Here is a 20156-nt window from a genome sequence, read left to right on the forward strand (position 1 = left end):
TAAAATGGCGCATCCGTTTTCCGAGAGCGCTTCCGAGACTTGCCAATGTCCACCACCTTCGACACCCCATCTTCGCTGACCATCATCCGCCCGGACGACTGGCACCTGCACCTGCGCGACGGCGCCACCATGGCCAGCGTGCTGCCGCACAGCGCGCGCCAGTTCGGCCGCGCCATCGTGATGCCGAACCTGAAACCGCCCGTGACCACGGTCGCGCAGGCGGCCGCCTACCGCGACCGCATCCTGGCCGCGCTGCCGGCCGGCCTGGCGTTCGAGCCGCTGATGACGCTGTACCTGACCAACAACACGTCGCCGGACGAGATCCGCCGCGCGGCCGAGTCGGACTTCGTGCACGCCGTCAAGCTGTACCCGGCCGGCGCCACCACCAATTCCGATGCGGGCGTGACCGACCTGGTCAACTGCTTCCCCGTACTGGAAGTGATGCAGGAAACCGGGCTGCCGTTCCTCGTGCACGGCGAAGTGACCGATCCGGATGTGGACCTGTTCGACCGCGAAGCCGTGTTCATCGAACGCGTGATGCGCCCGCTGCGCAAGAATTTCCCGGCCCTGAACGTGGTGTTCGAGCACATCACCACCAAGGATGCGGCGCAGTACGTGGCCGAGGCCGAAGGCCCGATCGCCGCCACCATCACCGCGCACCACCTGCTGTACAACCGCAACGAGATCTTCAAGGGCGGCATCCGCCCCCATTACTACTGCCTGCCGGTGCTCAAGCGCGAGGAACACCGCCTGGCGCTGGTCACGGCGGCCACCAGCGGCGACGAGCGCTTCTTCCTCGGCACCGACTCGGCGCCGCACGCGCAGGGCGCGAAGGAAGCGGCCTGCGGCTGCGCCGGCTGCTATACCGCGCTGCACGCGATGGAACTGTATGCCGAGGCGTTCGAGCGCGCCGGCGCACTCGACAAGCTGGAAGCCTTCGCCAGCCTGAACGGCCCGGCGTTCTATGGCCTGCCGCCCAACGAAGGCACGATCACGCTGAACCGCCGGCAGTGGACGCTGCCGGAAACGCTGCCATTGGGCGAGCAGCAGGTCGTGCCGCTGAACGCCGGCGAAACCATCAACTGGCAGATGGCGTAAGCCGATGCTGCCCGCGGTGGACTGGGCCCGGCCCTGGTATGACGCCGTGCGCCCGGCGGCCGATGCCGCGCATGTGAGCGCCGATGCCGCGGCCGACGTCATCGCCAGGTTCAGCGCCCATGCCGCGGCGCTGAACCTGGTCAACCACGCGGGCCTGCCCATCCGCTTCGTGCCGCAGGCCGCGCTGCCCGACGGCACGGCCTACGAGGAGCATATCGGCGCGACCGGCTGCGTGCCCACGCGCGACAACCTGCACGATTTCTTCAACGGCCTCGTGTGGCTCAGTTTTCCCCTGGTCAAACGGGAACTGAACGCGTTGCAGGCGGCCCAGATCGCGCGCGACGGCATCCGCCCCGAGCGCGGCCCGGCCCGCGATGCCGCCACGCTGTTCGACGAGAACGCCGCACTGCTCGTCGTCACCGATGATGCGCAGGGCGGCGCATTGGCCGACGCGCTGCGCCAGCACCGCTGGCGTGAGGCGTTCGTCGATCGGGCCGATGCGTTCGGCAGGGTGGCCCAGGTCTGGCTGTTCGGCCACGCGCTGATGGAAAAACTGATGGCGCCGTACAAGGCCATCACCGCGCACACGCTGGTCGTGGCCGCGCCGGCCGGGTATTTCGCCTTGCCGCGTGCGGGGCAGGGCACGTGGCTCGACGCGCATGTGGCGGAAAGGTTGCGCGCCACGGGCTTGAGCAAGGCCGATTTCACCCCGCTGCCCGTGCTGGGCATTCCCGGCTGGTGCGAGCAGCAGGATGACGCTTTTTATGACGACACCACCGTGTTCCGCCCGCGGCGGAACGCACCCATCAAGGAGAACGCATGAACCAGCCAGTAAAAACGATTCGTTGGGGCATCCTCGGTACCGGCAAGATCGCCAAGGCCTTTGCCACCGCGCTGAAGGAGACCCCCGATGCCGTGCTCGCGGCCGTCGCGTCGAGGGGTGTTGATAGCGCTACCGCCTTCGCGTCCGAATATGGCGCGCATGAATTGACCAAGAGCCATGGCAGCTACCAGGCGTTGGCGGACGACCCGGATGTCGACGCGATTTACATCGCCACCCCGCATCCGATGCATCGCGAGAATGCGCTGATGTGCCTGAACGGGGGCAAGCATGTGCTGGTCGAGAAGGCATTCGCCGTCAACCGGCGCGAGGCGGAAGACATCGTGGCGCTGGCGCGCGCGAAAAAGCTGTTCGTGATGGAGGCGATGTGGACGCGTTTTCATCCGTCCGTGCTGGAAGCGAAGCGCATCGTGGCGAGCGGCGAAATAGGGCAGGTAGCGACAGTCCAGGGCGACCTGGGCTTTTATTCGGACGCCGGCCCGGAACATCGGCTGTTCAATCCGGCACTGGGCGGCGGCGCGCTGCTGGACCTGGGCATCTACCCGCTGTCGATCGCGGCCTATTTTCTTGGCCCGGTGGCATCGGTCAAGGCCGTCGGCCAACTGGGGCCGACAGGTGTGGACTTGCAGTGCACTTTCGTGCTGCAGCATGAGAACGGCGGCCTGGCTGCCTGCACGGCCAGCCTGGCCGCGCGCACGCCGGTCGAATTCACGGTCTGCGGCAGCAAGGGTTTTGTGCGCCTGCACAACCGTTTCCACAATACCGAAGAATTGACGGTGGAACTGAACGACGGCAGCCGCCGCACCCAGCGCGTGCCGCGCATCGGCAACGGCTATGCGCACGAGATCATCGAAGTGAATCGCTGCCTGCGCGAGGGATTGCTGGAAAGCCCGGTGATGCCGGCCGACGAAACGCTGGCGCTGATGGGCGTGCTGGACGAGATGCGACGGCAGATCGGCGTCGTCTACGACGCCGACCGCTGATCAGCGTACGACGTTATCGACGCGGCGCTTGCGGGGCAGCAACAGCACGCCGGCGCCGAACAGCAGCATCGACCAGTCCGACGCGCCGGATGCCGGCTCGGCCGGTGCGGCAGCCGGCCGCGGAGCGGGATGGGAACCGCTAGCAGAATCGGCAACAGCGGCTGGCGCCAGCGCATGCCGGTCGGCAGCCGGCGCCTGTTCGAGGAACGGCCGGGTCAGGGCGGCGCTGGAAGTGGCCACCAGCGTTGGTTGCGACAGGGCGGCGCTGGCGATCTCGATCACCTGGGTCGCCGCGGCGTTGGCAAAAGGCGTGGCCAACAAAATTGCTGTTGTAGCAAAGAGGGAATATTTTTTGATTTTATGCATCTAATTAAATTAAAGTCAATGAGCTGGACGCAATTCTAATGTTGCACTGCAGTGAAGACAACGATTTTATGCGGTAAAGCTTATGCGTTGGCTGCACTACACCATTTGTTACACTAGCGGTTTTGCCCGGGGTACCCCATGTCCGACGGCCAGCGCCTCCTCGACCTGAAAACGATCCTGCTCGCCACCGGCGTCGTGCTGACGCTGGCGATGGGCGTGCGCCATGGTTTCGGCTTCTGGATGCAGCCGATTTCGCAGGCCAACGGCTGGAGCCGCGAGACCTATTCGCTGGCGATGGCGATGCAGAACCTGCTGTGGGGCGCCTTCGGGCCGTTCGCCGGCATGGTGGCGGACCGCTGGGGCACGATGCGCGTGGTGCTGGCCGGCGCCTTCGCCTACATGGCGGGCCTGGTCTGGATGGCCACCGTCACCGAACCCACGCTGTTCATCGTCGGCTCCGGCGTGCTGATCGGCCTGGGCCTGGCCTGCACGGCGTTCGGCGCCGTCAGCGGCATCATCGGCCGCGCCGCGCCGCCGGAAAAGCGCTCGTGGGCGTTCGGCATCTCGGGCGCGGCCAGCTCGTTCGGCCAGTTCCTGCTGATGCCGGTCGAGCAGACGCTGATCTCCGGCGTGGGCTGGCAGAATGCGCTGTACCTGCTGGCCGCCATCGTCGTGTTCCTGATGGTGCCGATGGCGTTCCGGCTGCGCGAACCGGCGGCGCAGCAAGCTGCCGGCCACAGGCAGGGCATCGGCGAGGCGTTCAGGGAAGCGGCGGGCAACCGTTCGTTCCTGCTGCTGGTGGCGGGCTACTTCGTGTGCGGCTTCCAGCTGGTGTTCATCGGCGTGCACATGCCGTCCTACCTGAAGGACAAGGGCATCGCCGATCCGAAGGTGGCCGTCACGGCGCTGGCGCTGATCGGCCTGTTCAATATCTTCGGCTCGTACTGGGCAGGCAAGCTGGGCGGCCGGATGCCGAAGCGCTACCTGCTGTCGCTCATCTATTTCTCCCGCGCGGCCGTGATCGCGGTGTTCCTCGTGCTGCCGCTGTCGCCGCTGTCGGTGTACCTGTTCGCCGCCGCGATGGGCGTGCTGTGGCTGTCCACGGTGCCGCTGACGAACGGCATCATCGCCGGCGTGTTCGGGCTGTCGCACATGTCGATGCTCGCCGGCATGGTGTTCTTCTCGCACCAGATCGGCAGCTTCCTCGGCGTGTGGCTGGGCGGCTACCTGTTCGACCTGCGCGGCAGCTACGATCTCGTGTGGGGCATCTCGATCGGCCTCGGCGTGCTGGCCGGCCTGGCCAACCTGCCGATCGACGAGCGGGCGCTGGCGCGGCCGGCGCTGAAGGTGGCGTGAGATGAATGCCCGCTGGCGCCGGCTGCTCGGATGGTGCCTGGTCGCCATCGTGCTGGCGCTGTGCTTCGCTGCCTATTTCCGGCCCGGCTTCATGTTCGACATGGCGACGCGAGTTGCCATGTGCTTCTGATTCCGGTTTCCAGTTACACCTTCAGGAATTCCTCGCGCCCGCCCAGCCAGCGCTCCAGGTGTGCCTCCACCACCGGCTCGCTGGCCGGGTCGTGCAGCAGCGCATGGGCCACATCGCGCGCCTGGTCGACCAGCCAGCCGTCCGTTTCCAGGTCGGCAAAGCGCAGCATCGCCTGGCCGGACTGCCGGGCTCCCAGGAATTCGCCCGGCCCGCGGATTTCCAGGTCGCGCCGGGCGATTTCGAAGCCGTCGGTGGTTTCGCGCATCGTCGCCAGCCGCTGTTTGGCCACCTGGCCCAGCGGGGCCTGGTACAGCAGCAGGCACACGCTGGCGGCCGAACCCCGGCCCACGCGGCCGCGCAGCTGGTGCAGCTGCGACAGGCCGAAGCGTTCCGCATGCTCGATCACCATCAGCGACGCATTCGGCACGTCCACGCCCACCTCGATCACGGTGGTGGCCACCAGCACATGCACCTGGCCGGCGGTGAAGGCATCCATCACTTCCTGCTTTTCGGCCGGTTTCATGCGGCCGTGCACCAGGCCCACCTGCAGGTCGGGCAGCGCCCCGGCCAGCGTTTCGTAGGTTTCGGTGGCGGTCTGCAGCTGCAGCGCCTCCGATTCTTCAATGAGCGGGCAGACCCAGTAGACCTGGCGGCCGTCCAGCGCGGCCGCGTGCACGCGCTCGATGACTTCGTCGCGCCGGGCCTGGTCGATCACGCGCGTGACGATCGGCGTGCGGCCGGGCGGCAGCTCGTCGATCACGGAAACTTCCAGGTCGGCGTAATACGTCATCGCCAGCGTGCGCGGAATCGGCGTGGCCGACATCATCAGCTGGTGCGGCACCAGCCCGTCCGCCCCCTTGTTGCGCAGGGTGAGGCGCTGGCCTACGCCGAAGCGGTGCTGCTCGTCGACGATCACCAGGCCCAATTTTGCGAACTGCACCGTGTCCTGGATCAGCGCATGGGTGCCGATCACCAGCTGCGCCTCGCCGGACCCGGCCAGCGCCGAAGCGGTTTCCTTTTCCTTCTTTTTCAGGCTGCCCGTCAGCCACGCCACCTTCACGCCCAGCGGTTCCATCCACGCGGCGATCTTGCGGAAGTGCTGCTCGGCCAGGATCTCGGTGGGCGCCATCAGCGCGGCCTGGAAGCCGCTGTCGATCGCCTGCGTGGCGGCCAGCGCGGCGACCACGGTCTTGCCGCTGCCCACGTCGCCCTGCAGCAACCGCTGCATCGGGTAAGGCTGGCGCAGGTCGGCGCGCACTTCTTCCAGCACGCGCGCCTGCGCCTTCGTCAACTGGAACGGCAGGGCGGCCTGGAACGCGGCCGACAGCGTGCCGGTCGCCGCCAGCGGCGCGGCGCCTTTCTCGCGGCGGGCATTCTGCGCGCGCTTCAGCGACAGCTGCTGGGCCAGCAGCTCGTCGAACTTCATGCGGGTCCAGGCCGGGTGCGAGCGCTCGGCCAGCGCATGCTCGTCGATTTCATGCGGCGGATTGTGCAGCAGCCTGATCGCCGGCTCGAACGCGTGCAGCTGCATCCGCTGCACCAGTTGCAGCGGCAGCGTGTCGGTCCAGTCCACGCGCCCCATCGCGTCGGTGATCGCGCGGCGCAGCACGTATTGCGACAGGCCTTCGCCGGACGGATACACCGGTGTGAGCGAAGTCGGCAGGGGCGCGCCTTCGTTGATCACCTTGTAGGCGGGATGCACCATCTCCGCGCCGAAGAACCCGTGTTTCAGTTCGCCGCGCACCCGTACCCGCTTGCCTTCGGCGAGCAGCTGGGCCTGGCTGCCATAGAAATTCATGAAGCGCAGCATCAGCTCGCCCGTATCGTCGGCGATGTGGACGATCATCTGCTTGCGCGGCTTGTACGTGATCTCGTTCTTCGTGACGATGCCCTCGACCTGCGACGTGTGGCCGCCGCGCAGGCAGGCCTCGCGGATATCGATCACCTCGGTTTCGTCCTCGTAGCGCATCGGCAGGTGCAGCACCAGGTCCATGTCGGTGCGCAGCCCGAGCTTGGCCAGCTTGCTCGCGGCCGCGGCGGCCTTCGACACGGGGGCTTTCTTGACGGGGGGCTTGCTTTGCTTCGTTTCGGCCATGGTTGCGTGATGCTTTACTTGCTTGTTTCTTTACTGGACTGTAAAGCAGTAGCGTACAATATAAGGTTGCCCAACGGATTTTCAGCGGAATTGTGCACAGATCGTATGCATGACGTGGATGCATTGCATGTGCGCTACCGCATTTATACACAATGTATTCGCTTTCCGACTTCGATTTTAACTTGCCTCCCGAGCGCATTGCTCAGTTTCCGCTGCCGGATCGCAGCGCCTCGCGCCTGCTGCACGTGGACGGGAAGGCCCTGGTCGACCGCAAGTTCACCGATATCCTCGACCTGCTCCAGCCCGGCGACCTGCTGGTGATGAACGATACCCGCGTGCTGAAGGCGCGCTTCTTCGGCATCAAGGACAGCGGCGGCAAGGTCGAGGTGCTGGTCGAACGCGTGCTCGACACGCGCACGGTGCTGGCCCAGGTGCGCGCCTCCAAGTCGCCCGGCCCCGGCGTGAAGATCCGCCTGGCCGAGGCGTTCGACGTGACCGTCGGCGAGCGCGCCGGCGAATTCTTCACGCTCCGTTTCGAGGCCGACGTGTTCGACCTGATCGAACAGTACGGCCGCCTGCCGCTGCCGCCCTACATCGAGCACGCGCCGGGCGAAGTGGACGAAACCCGCTACCAGACGGTATTCAGCAAGGTGCCCGGCGCCGTGGCCGCGCCCACCGCCGGCCTGCACTTCGACGAAGCGCTGCTGCAAAAACTCAAGGACAAGGGCGTGGACTTCGCCTATGTCACCCTGCATGTGGGCGCCGGCACGTTCCAGCCGGTGCGCACCGAGAACCTGGCCGAGCACAAGATGCACACCGAGTGGTACACGATGCCGCAAGCCACCGTGGACGCCGTGAAGGCCGCGCGTGCCGCGGGCCGCGACGTGATCGCCGTCGGCACCACCAGCCTGCGCGCGCTGGAATCGGCGTCGCAGTCGGGTACGATCGAGGCGGGCAGCGCCGACACGGCGCTGTTCATCACGCCGGGCTACCGCTTCAAGTCCGTCACGCGCCTGATCACCAACTTCCACCTGCCGAAATCCACGCTGCTGATGCTGGTCTCGGCCTTCGCCGGTTTCGACGAGATCCGCGCCGCCTACGCGCATGCGATCGCCAACGAATACCGTTTCTTCAGCTATGGCGATGCCATGTTGCTGACCACGCCGAATCGGGCCTGACGCGGGCTGGCCCGCCGTTTTTACGGAAAAAACAACAATGCTGGAATTCAAACTGATCAAGACCGATACGACCGGTCAAACGAAAGCGCGCCGCGGTACCGTCAAGCTGAACCATGGCGAAGTGCAGACGCCGATCTTCATGCCCGTGGGCACCTATGGCTCGGTCAAGGCGATGTCGCCCGTCGAGCTCAAGGAGATCGGTGCCCAAATCATCCTGGGCAACACGTTCCACCTGTGGCTGCGCCCGGGCAATACCGTGATGGGCAAGTTCGGCGGCCTGCACAAGTTCATGGGCTGGGACAAGCCGATCCTCACGGATTCCGGCGGCTTCCAGGTGTTCTCGCTGGGCGAGATGCGCAAGATCACGGAAGAGGGCGTGCACTTCAACTCGCCGATCAACGGCGACAAGCTGTTCCTGTCGCCGGAGATCTCGATGCAGATCCAGCGCGTGCTCAATTCCGATATCGTGATGCAGTTCGACGAATGCACGCCGTATGAAATCGACGGCCGCCCCGCCACCGTGGAAGAAGCGGCCAAGTCGATGCGCATGTCGCTGCGCTGGGCGCAGCGCTCGATGAACGAGTTCAAGGCGGGCGAGAACCCGAACGCGCTGTTCGGCATCGTCCAGGGCGGCATGTTCGAATCGCTGCGCGACGAGTCGCTGGCGGGGCTGGAGGAGATCGATTTCCCCGGCCTGGCGATCGGCGGCCTTTCCGTCGGCGAGCCGAAGGAAGACATGATGCGCGTGCTCGAACACATCGGACCGCGCCTGCCGGCCAACAAGCCGCACTACCTGATGGGCGTGGGCACGCCGGAAGACCTGGTGGCCGGCGTGAGCAACGGCGTGGACATGTTCGACTGCGTGATGCCGACCCGGAACGCGCGCAACGGCTGGATCTTCACCCGCTTCGGCGACGTCAAGATCAAGAACGCCCGCTACAAGGAAGATGTCGAGCCGCTCGATGCCACCTGCTCGTGCTACGCCTGCCGCAATTTCAGCCGCGCCTACCTGCACCACCTGCACCGCGCGCAGGAAATCCTGGGCGCCCGGCTGAACACGATCCACAACCTGCACTACTACCTGGACATCATGCAGCAGATGCGCGATGCGCTGGACGAGGATCGTTTCCCGGAATGGGTCAGGCAGTTCCACGCGGATCGCGCCCGCGGCGTGTAACGTTGCTAACGTCGCGGCAGGATACTGAAATTAGTCTTGCAATAATGTAAAAGAGGCCCGATCTAACGGCCTTTGGCCAGTGCTAGAATACAGCGCTGTTTTTTTCAATCATACTGGAGTCACCCGTGTTCATTTCCAACGCATATGCTCAAACCGCCGGCGCTGCCGACGCGGGCCTGATGGGCAACCTGTCTACGTTCGTGCCGCTGATCTTGATGTTCGTGGTCATGTATTTCCTGATGATCCGTCCACAGCAGAAGCGTGCCAAGGAACAGAAGGCCATGATGGACGCGCTTGCCAAGGGCGACGAAGTCGTGACCGTCGGCGGCATCCTGGGCCGTGTATCCCGGGTGACCGATGCCTACGTCACGGTGGAAGTGGCGCCGAACACGGAGATCGTGGTGCAGAAAGCCTCGGTCACGACCTTGCTGCCGAAAGGCACGCTGAAGGGTCTGTAAGACCCCATGAAAGCGGGCGGCCATGACCGCCCGCTTCGTGCATTGGCCCAACCATTATTGATCCCGTTACTGGGTCAGGCAATGGTCCAACCATCGGTCCAACCAAGCTGAAGATTATGAACCGCTATCCTGTCTGGAAATACATCGTCATTGTCGTCGTCGTGCTGTTGGGGGCACTGTACTCGGCACCCAATTACTTCGGCGAATCGCCCGCACTGCAGATCACCAGCGGCAAGTCGACCGTGAAGGTGGACAGTGCCATCGCCGGCCGCGTCGAGCAGCTGCTGAGCGAGGCGAAGCTGCCCCATACCGGCGTCGAGTTCGACACCGGCGCGAGTCACTCGGTACGCGCCCGCTTCGGCGATACCGATACCCAGTTCAAGGCCAAGCTCGCCCTCGAGCGCGCCCTGAACGCGGATCCGGAAGACCCTACCTATATCGTCACCAACAACCTGCAGGCGAACACGCCGCAGTGGATGCAGAAGCTGGGCGCCAATCCGATGTTCCGGGGCCTCGACCTGCGCGGCGGCGTGCACTTCCTGATGCAGGTGGACACGAAGGCCGCGCTGAACAAGCGCATCCAGGGCTTCCAGGCGGCGATCCGCGGCGAACTGCGCGACAAGAACGTGCGCCACGCCGGCATCGATCGTTCGGGCGACACCATCGTCGTGACGTTCCGCGACGACGCCACCCGCCAGGCCGCGCGCAAGGCGCTGGGCGAGATGAACGAACTGCAGTTCGCCGACGGCACCAGCGGCGCCGACCTGACGCTGACCGCGTCGATGAAGCCGGCCGCGCTGAAGGCCACGCTCGATAACGGCGTCAAGCAGAACATCGCCACGCTGTCCAAGCGCGTCAACGAGCTGGGCGTGAGCGAACCGATCATCCAGCAGCAGGGCGCCGACCGCATCATCGTGCAGCTGCCGGGCGTGCAGGACGTGGCCCGTGCCAAGTCGATCATCGGCCGTACCGCCACGCTGGAAGTGCGCCTGGTTGACCAGACAGTTACCCGCGGTACCGAACTCTCCGCCGCGATCCCGTTCAATTCCGAGCTGTTCACCGTGGGCAAGAACGTGCCGGTCGTGCTGAAAAAGGATGTCATCATCTCGGGCGACTACATCTCGTCTGCCACGGCCAGCTTCGATGAAAACCAGCAGCCGGCCGTGTCGATCGACCTGAACGGCGACGGCGGCCGCCGCATGCGCGAAGCCACCCGCGACAACGTGGGCAAGGGCATGGCCATCGTGCTGTTCGAGAAGGGCAAGCCGGAAGTGCTGTCGGTCGCCACCATCCAGGACGAACTGGGCAGCCGCTTCCGCATTACCGGCATGGGCAGCATCGAGAACTCCACCGAACTGGCGCTGCTGCTGCGCGCCGGCGCGCTGTACGCGCCGATGCAGGTCATCGAGGAGCGCCTGATCGGCCCGCAGCTGGGTGCCGAAAACATCACGAAGGGCTTCAACTCCACGCTGTACGGCTTTGCCGCGATCGCCGTGTTCATGATCATCTACTACATGGTGTTCGGCTTCTTCTCCGTGCTGGCGCTGGCCATCAACCTGCTGCTGCTGGTGGCGATCCTGTCGGTCATGCAGATCACGCTGACCTTGCCGGGTATCGCCGCGATCGCGCTGGCGCTGGGCATGGCGATCGACGCGAACGTGCTGATCAACGAACGGGTACGCGAGGAACTGCGCTCCGGTGCGTCGCCGCAGGCCGCGATCTCGGCCGGCTTCGACCGCGCCTGGGCCACCATCTTCGACTCGAACGTGACCACGCTGATCGTGGCGCTGGCGCTGCTGGTGTTCGGTTCCGGCGCCATCCGCGGCTTCGCGATCGTGCACGCACTGGGTATCCTGACCTCGATGTTCTCCGCCGTCTTCGTGTCGCGCGGCGTGGTCAACCTGTGGTACGGCCGCAAGAAGAAACTGCAATCGCTGTCGATCGGTACCGTCTGGGTACCGGGCCAGGCCAAGTAACCGCCGAAGTAGCCATTCATATCAGAGGATTCCATGGAATTTTTCCGCATTCACAGAGACATCCCGTTCATGCGCTACGCGACGATCTTCAACGTCGTGTCGGCGTTGACGTTCGTGGCCGCCGTGTACTTCCTGGCCACCAAGGGCCTGCACCTGTCGATCGAGTTCAAGGGCGGCACCGTGGTCGAGGTGAAGTACCCGCACGCGGCCGACCTGGAACGGCTGCGCGGCACGCTGCGCGGCGCCGGCTTCGAGCATCCAGAGGCCAGCACGTTCGGCACCGCGAGCGACGTGATGATCCGCCTGCCGATCACGCCGGGCGCCAGCTCGGATGCCACGTCGGCCCGCGCCTTCGAGGCGCTGTGCCGCGCCGAGCAGGGCACGGCCCGCGTCCTTGACCAAGCAACCGCGCAGGCAACCCCGGCGCAGGCGTCGCAGCAGGGCGATCACCACGCCCGCACCGCCTGCATCGACAAGGCCGGCAAGGAAGTGATCTCGCTGCAGCGCGTCGAATTCGTCGGCCCGCAGGTGGGCGAGGAACTGGCGCAGAACGGCCTGAACGCGCTGATCATGGTGGTGGTCGGCGTGATGTTCTACCTGGCCGTACGCTTCGAGTGGAAGTACGCGGTGGCGGCGATCATCGCCAACCTGCACGACGTGGTCATCATCATGGGCTTCTTCGCGTTCTTCCAGTGGGAATTCTCGCTGACGGTGCTGGCGGCGATCCTGGCGGTGCTGGGTTACTCGGTCAACGAATCGGTGGTCATCTTCGACCGGATCCGCGAGAATTTCCGCAAGCAGCGCAAGATGACCGTGCACGAAGTGATCGACAACGCGATCACCAGCACGATGTCGCGCACGATCATCACCCACGGCTGCACGGAGATGATGGTGCTGTCGATGCTGTTCTTCGGCGGCCCCACGCTGCACTACTTCGCCGTCGCGCTGACGATCGGCATCCTGTTCGGCATCTACTCGTCGGTGTTCGTCGCCGCCGCCGTCGCCATGAAGCTGGGCGTGAAGCGCGAAGACCTGATCAAGCCGGTCAAGGAAAAGGACGAGACCGACGGCGCCGTCGTCTGAGCCGCTCCGCTCCCCGAAATGCCGCCTCTCCAGGCGGCATTTTTTTCGCCCCACAGCAATGTGTTGTAAAAAATCGGAAACTGTCCCCGATTTTTTACAACGGATTTTGTGGTGATTTTGCTACGTCAGGCGGGAAGCAGGATGGTGGCGCGCAGGCCGCCGGTGGGACGGTTGGCGAGGGTGATGTTGCCGCCGTGGGCCTCGATGCACGAGCGGGCGATGGCGAGGCCGAGGCCCACGCCACCCAGTTCCGGCTGCCGCGACTGGTCGAGCCGGTAGAACGGCTTGAACACGTCGTCCAGCCGGGCGGCGGGAATGCCCGGGCCTTCGTCGTCGATCGTGATGCGGATGGCGTTGCGCGTGCCGTCCATCCGGGCGGGTGAGATGTCGATGCGCGCGCGGTGGCCGTAGCGCACGGCGTTGTCGATCAGGTTGGTCAGCGCGCGCCGGATCGCCAGCGGGCGGCAGCGGCAGGGCAGGGCGGGCGGCGTGCCGGCGGCGGCGAGCGCCACGCTCAATGCCACATCATGCCCCTGCGCCGCCAGGTCGGCCGCGATCTCGCCGGCCATCGCGCCCACGTCGATGCCGATCGTCGGTTCATCGCTGGCGTCGTCCTTCGAGAAGCGCAGCGTTTCCTCGATCATCGAGGCCATGTCGCGCAGCGTGCGCTGCATGCCGGTGCGCACTTCGTCGTCGTCGACGAGTTCGGCGCGCAGCCGCAGCGACGTCACCATCGAGCGCAAATCGTGGCTGATCGAGGCCAGCATCCGCTTGTGGTCTTCCAGGTAGCGCGTCAGCCGCGCCTGCATGATGTTGAACGACGCCGTCACCTCGCGCGCCTCGCGCGGGCCGGACAGCGGCAGCGGGGCGCCATACTCGCCACGGCTTACCCGCTCGGCGCCTTGCGACAGCGCCTTGATGGGGCGCACGATGCGCCGCACGAACACGATGCCGATCACCAGCACCGGCAACGTGCTGACCGGGATCGAGAAGCGCAGCGGCTTCCACCACCACTGGTTGTTGGCGAGCGGCCGCTGCGTGCTGTTGAACCAGCCGGCTTGCGGCAACCGCAACGAAACGGCCAGCTCGGGATCCGCGTCCTCGCCGGCGCGCGGCGCCAGCGATACACGCACCGCCTGCGCCGGCAGATGCAGCGCGCGTTGCAGCTGGGCCTGGAGCGAGCGCTCTTCGGCACCCATCGCGGCATCGGCGGCGCCGAGCGGCCCGATGCGGTGCCGCGACGTTTCGGTATCCAGCGCCGCCAGCATCGCGTTGCCGGACGTCGCATCGCGCTGTACCAGCGCCAGCCGGTAAGCCGAGGTGACGTTCTCGATCACGTAGCGGCGCGACATCCGGTGCAGCGTATCGCCGCCGCCGCTGCCCGCGGTGGCCAGCAGCGCGATCAGGTGCGCCGCCAGCAGCCCGCCGAACAGCAGGCCGACCAGCTGGCCCGCCATCGTTCGCGGCAGCAGCCGCGCCAGCATCGGTCTCACGAAGCGGCCAGATGCGATGCCGCCAGCTGCGGCGTGGCCGGGCACGGCGTAACCGTTGCGGCGAACAGATAACCGTTGCCCCACACCGTCTTCAGCAGGCTGGGGCGGCGCGGATCGGTTTCCAGTTTCTTGCGCAGCCGGCTCACCTGGCTGTCGATGCTGCGGTCGAACGCCAGCGCGTCGCCGCCGCCGGTCAGGTCCATCAGCCGGTCGCGCGAGAGCACCGTGCCGGGATGGTCGACCAGCACGCGCAGCAGCCGATACTCGGCGCTGGACAGCGCTGCCGGCCGGCCGTCCGGATCGAACAGTTCATGCTTGCCGGTGTCGAGGAACCAGCCGTCGAATGCATAGCCGCCAGCGGGATTGACAGCTTTCGCGGCAGGCGCGGCAGGGCGGCGCCAGCGCCGCAGCACGGTGCGGATCCGCGCCACCAGTTCCGGCGGGTCGAAGGGTTTCACCACGTAATCGTCGGCGCCGCTGTTCAGGCCCGCCACCTTGTCGGCGGAGGTGTGCATCGCGGTCAGCAGGATCACCGGCGTGTCGAGCGTGCGCGCCACTCGCCGGCACAGCGACAGGCCGTCTTCACCCGGCATCATCACGTCCAGCACGATCAGGTCGAAGCGCTCCTTCAGCAGCAAGGCACTGGCCTGTGCGGCATCGACCGCGGTGGTCACTGCCAGTCCCTGCCGCCGCAGGTAGGCGGCCAGGGAACTGCGGATGTCGGGGTGGTCGTCGACGACGAGGATATGGTCGGCTGCTGTCATCGGGCTTTCTAGGAGATGCGGATGATTCTCATTTACAATCCATGATTGTAGCAGCGCCTCGCCACCGCCTGTGGGATCAGGCCAGCATCCAGGCCATGGCGCCCAGCAGCGCCACCGTCGGCGCCGTCCACCGCACCGGCCGGGGCGCATAGGTCATCTGCAGGCCGGTGGCGAGCGCAGCGAACGTAAGGAAGCCCAGCCAGGCCAGGATACCGACCGACGTGCCCCAGGCCGCGATCGCCGGTGCCAGCGACACCGCGAGCAGCACCCAGCCGCCCAGCCGCAGCGCCATGCCGGCGAACGGCCTGCCGGCCACCTGTTGCTGGTGCCGTTCCATCGACAGCGACACGGCCGCCATCGCCGCATAGCTCAGCGCAAACACGATCAATGCGTTCATGGCGTCACCTCCGTCAGTTCGGCCGGCGCGGCGCCCGGTGCTGCCTTGGCCAGGGGCCTGTCCTTGCGGATCAGGTGCCGCGCGATCCAGCCGAACAGCGCGGCGATCGCCAGCATCGCGAAGTCGAAGCCCACGATGCCCGCCTGGCCCAGCGCGATGCTCCTGTCGAGGCCATGGCCGCCGGTCAGCGGGTTGAGCACCGGCAGCAGCACGAACATCACGGCCACCGCGATGCACTGTTCCAGCCACGCGGCACGCGCCGGGCGCAGCGCCGCATGCACGAGCGCGGCCAGCCAGGCGAGGAAGAAGCCGTTGATTTCCCACGCGGCCCGTTCCGCCAGCTCCACCGGCAGCAGGCGGTTCAGCCAGAAGTAGGCGCCGGTCGCCAGCGCCAGGCCGGTGATGACGCCGGTATTGGTGACTTCCACCAGCCGGTGGCCGAACGGCGTGCGGCCCAGCTTCCTGCGCTCCGGCGCCCGCTTGACGACCCACAGCACGAGTCCCGTCGCCACCATTGCGGTGCCGACCACGCCGGACAGGAACAGCAGCCAGCGCACCGTCGGTCCGGCGAAGCGGCCCATGTGGGCGCTGGCGAACACGTTGCCGAACGCGCTGGCGGCCGATGGCGTCGGCAGCGGCGGGCGTTCCTTGATCTTGCCGGTGGCGGCATCGAAGACCAGCCGCGCGGAAGCGCCCCGCGTTGTCAGGCTGTCGCTGCCGTGCGCGCGCAGTTCGACCGTGGCGCCGGGCTTGTTCGGGCGGTTGACGGTGATGCGGCCCACTTCGTGGTTCGACCCGCCGTTTTTCCATTCGGTGCGCGCCTGCGCCAGCATCGGCCCGATCGCCGCCGCCAGGTCGACGGCTTCGCCGCCGCCATCGCGCGAACGGCCGCCACGGCCTTCGCGGCCGCCTTCACGGCCTTCCCGTCCGCCGGCGTTGCGCTGCTCGCCCTGGCCTTGCCCCTGTCCTTGGCCGCCGGGCGCCATGCCGCGCCGCTCCATGTTGTAGGCCTGCGCATTGCCGTCATAGGCCGCGTCGGCACCCCACGGCATCAGCGTCGCCATCAGCAGCAGCAGGCCGGAGAACGTGATCATGATGTGGAACGGCAGCGCCAGCACGGCCGTTGCATTGTGTGCGTCCAGCCACGAGCGCTGGCCTTTCTTCGGCCGGAACGTGAAGAATTCCGCGAAGATCTTCTTGTGCGTGATGACGCCGCTGATGATCGCCACGAACATGAACATCGTGGCGATGCCCACGATCCAGCGCCCGGTGGTGCGGTCCATCGCATGCAGTTCGAAGTGGAAGCGGTACAGGAAACTGCCGCCCCGCGTCTCGCGCGTGTCGATTTTCTCGCCCGTGGCGGCATCGAGTTCGGCGCGCTTGGTGCCGGCACGGCCGGCCGGCGCATTCCTGTCGCGCCAGGTGGCGGAAACGGTGGTCTGCCGTTCGTTCGGCAGTTCCAGCGTCCAGCTGTTCGCATCCGGCGCGAGTTTGCCCATGCCGGCCAGCGCCACCGCCGCGATCCGAGCGGCATCCGCGGCGGGTACCGAAGCATGCAGCTCCGGCTTCATCCACAGGTTCACTTCGTCGAGGAAGTAGCTGAGCGTGCCGGTGAAGAACACGGCGTACAACAGCCAGCCCGGCACGATGCCGGTCCACGTGTGCAGCCATGACATCGACTGGCGGATGCCTTCCGGCTTGCTGTCGGGCCTCATGCCGCACCCCCTGCGCCGGCCCCGGCCAGCCAGGTGCCCGCCGCCAGCAGGGCGGCAGGCAGCACGATGCCGATCCACGCACGTTGCGTGGTGCCCGCCGCGAACACCCAGATCGCGGCGCACAGGTGCACCACGAACGACGACATGGTGGCGGTGGTCACGGCATCGACACGGGCCATGCCGGTCTTCTGCAGCCACAGGCTCATGCAGGCGGCCCAGGCGGCGGCCAGCAGGTAGCCGCCGAAGATCGCCGCCACGCTGCGCGATGCCACCAGCCAGCGGTAGGCGGCGGGCAGCGAAGTTTTCTTGCTCACGATAGTTTCCTCTCGACGAAACCGCCCGCGCACGGTCGGTACGCGGGCGGGCAGGGGCGATATGTTTTTAGAACGAGGAAGTCAGGCTGACGAACAGCGAACGGCCCGCTTCGTTGTACGTGGCGGCGCCGGCACCGGAGCCGGTGCTTTCGCGGAACAGGCGTTCGTCGAACAGGTTGTTGATGCCGGCGCGCAGGCGCAGGTTCTTCGTGAACGCATAGCCGGCGCTCACGCCCCAGACGCTGTACGGGTCCAGCGTGTTCAATGCTTCGCCGGTGGCTTGCGCTCCCTGTGTGGTCAGATGGCGCGGCTCCTGCTTGCCGTACCAGGTGCCGGTGAACAGCAGCGAGACCTTGTCGTTCACCTGCCAGTCGAGCGACGTGTTCAGCGTGAACTCGGGAATCACGGACAGCGGCTCGCCGGTGGTCTTGTTCTCGTTCTCGATCATGTACGTGAGGTTGTTGATGAACTTCACGCCAGTTCCGAACGGCACCGTCACGTTGCCCTCGATCCCCTGCACGACCGCCTTCGGCGCGTTTTCCCACTGGAACAGGCGGCCGTTCGCCGACGTGTTGCCCAGCAGGCTGTCCATGCCGCCGACGATCTTGTTGCGGTAATCGTTATGGAAATAGGTCACGCTGGCGGAATGGCCGGCGTCGTTCCAGCCGATGCCGATTTCCTTGTTGACGCTGGTCTCGGCGTCGAGGTCGGCGTTGCCGCGCAGGTAGCAGCCGCCGCCCAGGTTCGGGTTGTTGACGGGGCAGCCGTTGCCGCGCGTGTAGTACAGGTAGTTCGGGTTCGACTGGTACAGGTTGGGCGCCTTGAAGGCGCGCGCCACGCCACCCTTGAGCGTGACCGTCGGCGTCAGCGCATACGAGGCGTTCAGGCTCGGGCTCCAGTTGGTGCCGAACTGGCTGTGCCTGTCGAACCGCACGCCGGGCGTCAGCACCAGGTTCGCGGACAGGCCGATATTGTCTTCCACGTACACCGCATAGGTTTCCGCATCGGCCTTGCCGTCGCGGCCGGTCGTGGCCAGGCCGGGGATCGCGGTGGCCGTCTGCGTCATCGAATACGGGTCGTTCAGCTTTTCCTGCCGCACGTCGAAGCCCACCGTCATCATCTGCGACAGCCCGAACAGCTTGCCCGGCAGGTTCACCTCGCCGTTCAGGATATGGTTTTCCAGCTCCGACGTCGACCACGAGGTGGCGTTCGAGATGCTGCCTTCCGGGCCGCCGGCCAGGCCTTCGTTCAGCCGCGTGTTGTCGGTGTTTTCCCATTGCAGCGACAGTTTCGACGTGCCGAAGCCCCATGTGCCGCAGTGCGTCAGCGAAGCGGTGCGGCGGATCATCACGTTGGTTTCGGCGCCGGCATTGGCCAGCTCGCCCAGCAGCGCGGTGCCGGTGGAATTTACCGCGCGGTCGCCGGCATAGATGTTGCCCTGGCGCGAGAATCCCGATTCCAGTTCCAGCACCTGGCCGGGCGCCAGGTCCCAGCGCAGCAGGCCGCCCACGTCGCGGTTGCGCACGCCTTCACGGCCGGCCGGCGGGATCGCGCCATCGGCCGTGTTTTCCGGCGTGGCGTTGATCGACAGGTCGTCGGCATCGGTCTTGTTGACGTTGCCGAACACGCGGAACGAGAACTTGCCGGCCAGCGGGCCGGACAGGTTGAAGCCCAGGCGCTTCGTCGAGCTTTCTTCGCCGTGTTCCGGCGCCAGCGCGTACGCGGTAACGGAACCGGACAGCCTGTCGCCCGGCGCCCTGGTGATGATGTTGACGACACCGCCGGCCGCGCCGGACCCGTAGCGCGCCGCGGCCGGGCCGCGCAGCACTTCGATGCGTTCGACCAGTTCGGCCGGCACCCAGTTGGTGTCGCCGCGCGAGTTGCGTTCGCCGCTGCGGCCCATCCGCACCGAGTTGCGCGAGGTGACCGGCTTGCCGTCGACCAGGATCAGCGTATTTTCCGGGCCCATGCCGCGCAGGTCGATCTGGCGGTTGTTGCCGTACTGGCCGGTGGAGCTGTTGCCGGTGAGGTTCACGCCAGGCATCGTGCGGATGATTTCCGAAAGGTCGTTGGCCGGCGGGCGCGCCTCGATGTCGGCGGCGGTAATCGTCGATACGCCCGGTGCCTGTTTCAGCGCCTCTTCGGCGGTACTGGTCACCTGCACTTCGGACATCTGCTGTTCGGTGGCGACTTGCGCGAAGGCGGGAGCGGCAATGGGGGTGGCCAATGCAGCCATGCAGAGGACGGCGGCGAGCGGGGTGCGTTGCAGAGTTTGATTCATCTTCCTGGTCCTGTTATCGAGACTTTTCCACGACCGCGACTGCCACCGAACAGGGCAGACCGGCCGCGCGTAACTGAGAATGATACTCATTTAATATTCAGAAAGTTTGTCAAAGTGTGGCAACCCATCGGTAAGAGGCGTGCACGAACTTGTTGACTTCGCAAAACAGCGTGATTACACTAAATGCACTTGTTAGCGCTATCAGCAGGGTGCGGTAAAAAATGAAAATCCCACCTGTACTGAGCAGTACAAAAAAAATGTTAGCGCTGCCACCGATATCAATGGGCTTGCCGGACAAGGCTTGATCCCGCGATACGACCCCGGCAGCACGATGCAGGAGGAGACGACCATGCTGCACACCATGCCACCCGACACGACAGGCGCCGCGCCGTCGCGCCGCGCGCCGCAGGGACAGCATGCCTGAAGGTCCGATGGGCGGACCGGGTTACAC

At 66.1% G+C, this 20156-nt stretch carries 19 protein-coding genes; 11 read left to right on the forward strand and 8 right to left on the reverse strand.

Going from position 1 to position 20156, the window contains the following annotated elements; genetic code table 11:
- Nucleotides 1-45: 45 nt before the first annotated feature.
- From pyrC to GJV26_RS15300, 3 genes are read left to right on the forward strand one after another with little or no spacing between them, the layout of a single operon-like run.
- Nucleotides 46-1098 (forward strand): dihydroorotase, encoded by a 1053-nt coding sequence (pyrC, locus tag GJV26_RS15290; RefSeq protein WP_155709579.1) that lies wholly within the window; start codon nucleotides 46-48, stop codon nucleotides 1096-1098.
- 4 nt (nucleotides 1099-1102) lie between these two features.
- Nucleotides 1103-1921 (forward strand): DUF3025 domain-containing protein, encoded by an 819-nt coding sequence (locus tag GJV26_RS15295; RefSeq protein ID WP_155709580.1) that lies wholly within the window; start codon nucleotides 1103-1105, stop codon nucleotides 1919-1921.
- Entirely contained in the window at nucleotides 1918-2922 is a 1005-nt protein-coding gene (locus tag GJV26_RS15300; RefSeq protein WP_155709581.1) for a Gfo/Idh/MocA family protein, read from the forward strand. Before GJV26_RS15295 ends, GJV26_RS15300 begins: the two co-directional genes overlap by 4 nt.
- On the opposite strand, the gene GJV26_RS15305 is transcribed toward GJV26_RS15300, so the two are convergent.
- Entirely contained in the window at nucleotides 2923-3240 is a 318-nt protein-coding gene (locus GJV26_RS15305) for a hypothetical protein (protein WP_155709582.1), read from the reverse strand.
- Between the two features lie 186 nt (nucleotides 3241-3426).
- On the opposite strand from GJV26_RS15305, the gene GJV26_RS15310 reads away from it, so the two are divergent.
- Both GJV26_RS15310 and GJV26_RS30455 read left to right on the forward strand, forming a co-directional pair.
- Entirely contained in the window at nucleotides 3427-4644 is a 1218-nt protein-coding gene (locus GJV26_RS15310; protein WP_155709583.1) for an MFS transporter, read from the forward strand.
- A 1-nt stretch (nucleotide 4645) separates the two neighbouring features.
- Entirely contained in the window at nucleotides 4646-4774 is a 129-nt protein-coding gene (locus GJV26_RS30455) for a hypothetical protein (RefSeq protein ID WP_260114803.1), read from the forward strand.
- A 13-nt stretch (nucleotides 4775-4787) separates the two neighbouring features.
- On the opposite strand, the gene recG is transcribed toward GJV26_RS30455, so the two are convergent.
- Nucleotides 4788-6869, reverse strand: a complete 2082-nt coding sequence (gene recG / locus GJV26_RS15315; RefSeq protein WP_155709584.1) for an ATP-dependent DNA helicase RecG — start codon at nucleotides 6867-6869, stop codon at nucleotides 4788-4790.
- 152 nt (nucleotides 6870-7021) lie between these two features.
- Here recG and queA point away from each other — a divergent pair, with 152 nt between their 5' ends.
- From queA to secF, 5 genes are all read left to right on the forward strand, one after another.
- Nucleotides 7022-8047 (forward strand): tRNA preQ1(34) S-adenosylmethionine ribosyltransferase-isomerase QueA, encoded by a 1026-nt coding sequence (gene queA / locus GJV26_RS15320; protein WP_155709585.1) that lies wholly within the window; start codon nucleotides 7022-7024, stop codon nucleotides 8045-8047.
- A 37-nt stretch (nucleotides 8048-8084) separates the two neighbouring features.
- Nucleotides 8085-9224: a tRNA guanosine(34) transglycosylase Tgt gene (gene tgt / locus GJV26_RS15325; protein ID WP_155709586.1), complete on the forward strand. Its 1140-nt coding sequence runs from the start codon at nucleotides 8085-8087 to the stop codon at nucleotides 9222-9224.
- A 125-nt stretch (nucleotides 9225-9349) separates the two neighbouring features.
- The gene (yajC, locus tag GJV26_RS15330) at nucleotides 9350-9682 is read left to right on the forward strand and encodes a preprotein translocase subunit YajC (RefSeq protein WP_189442169.1); all 333 of its coding nucleotides are present in this window, start codon (nucleotides 9350-9352) and stop codon (nucleotides 9680-9682) included.
- 116 nt (nucleotides 9683-9798) lie between these two features.
- Nucleotides 9799-11658 carry a protein translocase subunit SecD gene (secD, locus tag GJV26_RS15335; RefSeq protein ID WP_155709588.1) on the forward strand — a complete coding sequence of 620 codons (1860 nt, stop codon included), beginning with the start codon at nucleotides 9799-9801 and terminating at the stop codon, nucleotides 11656-11658.
- Between the two features lie 33 nt (nucleotides 11659-11691).
- Nucleotides 11692-12741, forward strand: a complete 1050-nt coding sequence (secF, locus tag GJV26_RS15340) for a protein translocase subunit SecF (protein WP_155709589.1) — start codon at nucleotides 11692-11694, stop codon at nucleotides 12739-12741.
- A 125-nt stretch (nucleotides 12742-12866) separates the two neighbouring features.
- Here secF and GJV26_RS15345 read toward each other — a convergent pair whose 3' ends face one another.
- From GJV26_RS15345 to GJV26_RS15370, 6 genes are all read right to left on the reverse strand, one after another.
- Nucleotides 12867-14225, reverse strand: coding sequence for an ATP-binding protein (locus tag GJV26_RS15345; RefSeq protein WP_229419607.1), 1359 nt, complete (start codon nucleotides 14223-14225; stop codon nucleotides 12867-12869).
- 5 nt (nucleotides 14226-14230) lie between these two features.
- Entirely contained in the window at nucleotides 14231-14998 is a 768-nt protein-coding gene (locus tag GJV26_RS15350; RefSeq protein WP_155709590.1) for a response regulator, read from the reverse strand.
- 76 nt (nucleotides 14999-15074) lie between these two features.
- Entirely contained in the window at nucleotides 15075-15395 is a 321-nt protein-coding gene (locus GJV26_RS15355) for a DUF3325 domain-containing protein (protein ID WP_155709591.1), read from the reverse strand.
- Nucleotides 15392-17110: a PepSY-associated TM helix domain-containing protein gene (locus GJV26_RS15360; RefSeq protein ID WP_155709592.1), complete on the reverse strand. Its 1719-nt coding sequence runs from the start codon at nucleotides 17108-17110 to the stop codon at nucleotides 15392-15394. Before GJV26_RS15360 ends, GJV26_RS15355 begins: the two co-directional genes overlap by 4 nt.
- Nucleotides 17107-17424 carry a DUF3649 domain-containing protein gene (locus GJV26_RS15365; RefSeq protein WP_189442167.1) on the reverse strand — a complete coding sequence of 106 codons (318 nt, stop codon included), beginning with the start codon at nucleotides 17422-17424 and terminating at the stop codon, nucleotides 17107-17109. Before GJV26_RS15365 ends, GJV26_RS15360 begins: the two co-directional genes overlap by 4 nt.
- Before the next feature lie 67 nt (nucleotides 17425-17491).
- The gene (locus GJV26_RS15370; protein ID WP_155709594.1) at nucleotides 17492-19705 is read right to left on the reverse strand and encodes a TonB-dependent siderophore receptor; all 2214 of its coding nucleotides are present in this window, start codon (nucleotides 19703-19705) and stop codon (nucleotides 17492-17494) included.
- A 301-nt stretch (nucleotides 19706-20006) separates the two neighbouring features.
- On the opposite strand from GJV26_RS15370, the gene GJV26_RS30460 reads away from it, so the two are divergent.
- Complete coding sequence (locus tag GJV26_RS30460; RefSeq protein ID WP_260114804.1) at nucleotides 20007-20129, forward strand: hypothetical protein; 123 nt, start codon at nucleotides 20007-20009, stop codon at nucleotides 20127-20129.
- Nucleotides 20130-20156: the final 27 nt, after the last annotated feature.

Source organism: Pseudoduganella dura (genome assembly GCF_009727155.1).
GTDB classification, from domain to species: Bacteria; Pseudomonadota; Gammaproteobacteria; order Burkholderiales; family Burkholderiaceae_D; genus Rugamonas; species Rugamonas dura.

Excerpts from the sequence above, each read along its gene's own strand:
- pyrC (WP_155709579.1), top strand. The coding sequence starts at position 46 with ATGTCCACCACCTTCGACACCCCATCTTCGCTGACCATCATCCGCCCG.
- GJV26_RS15295 (WP_155709580.1), top strand. The coding sequence starts at position 1,103 with ATGCTGCCCGCGGTGGACTGGGCCCGGCCCTGGTATGACGCCGTGCGC.
- GJV26_RS15300 (WP_155709581.1), top strand. The coding sequence starts at position 1,918 with ATGAACCAGCCAGTAAAAACGATTCGTTGGGGCATCCTCGGTACCGGC.
- GJV26_RS15310 (WP_155709583.1), top strand. The coding sequence starts at position 3,427 with ATGTCCGACGGCCAGCGCCTCCTCGACCTGAAAACGATCCTGCTCGCC.
- GJV26_RS30455 (WP_260114803.1), top strand. The coding sequence starts at position 4,646 with ATGAATGCCCGCTGGCGCCGGCTGCTCGGATGGTGCCTGGTCGCCATC.
- recG (WP_155709584.1), bottom strand. The coding sequence starts at position 6,869 with ATGGCCGAAACGAAGCAAAGCAAGCCCCCCGTCAAGAAAGCCCCCGTG.
- queA (WP_155709585.1), top strand. The coding sequence starts at position 7,022 with ATGTATTCGCTTTCCGACTTCGATTTTAACTTGCCTCCCGAGCGCATT.
- tgt (WP_155709586.1), top strand. The coding sequence starts at position 8,085 with ATGCTGGAATTCAAACTGATCAAGACCGATACGACCGGTCAAACGAAA.
- secD (WP_155709588.1), top strand. The coding sequence starts at position 9,799 with ATGAACCGCTATCCTGTCTGGAAATACATCGTCATTGTCGTCGTCGTG.
- secF (WP_155709589.1), top strand. The coding sequence starts at position 11,692 with ATGGAATTTTTCCGCATTCACAGAGACATCCCGTTCATGCGCTACGCG.
- GJV26_RS15345 (WP_229419607.1), bottom strand. The coding sequence starts at position 14,225 with ATGCTGGCGCGGCTGCTGCCGCGAACGATGGCGGGCCAGCTGGTCGGC.
- GJV26_RS15350 (WP_155709590.1), bottom strand. The coding sequence starts at position 14,998 with ATGACAGCAGCCGACCATATCCTCGTCGTCGACGACCACCCCGACATC.
- GJV26_RS15355 (WP_155709591.1), bottom strand. The coding sequence starts at position 15,395 with ATGAACGCATTGATCGTGTTTGCGCTGAGCTATGCGGCGATGGCGGCC.
- GJV26_RS15360 (WP_155709592.1), bottom strand. The coding sequence starts at position 17,110 with ATGAGGCCCGACAGCAAGCCGGAAGGCATCCGCCAGTCGATGTCATGG.
- GJV26_RS15370 (WP_155709594.1), bottom strand. The coding sequence starts at position 19,705 with ATGAATCAAACTCTGCAACGCACCCCGCTCGCCGCCGTCCTCTGCATG.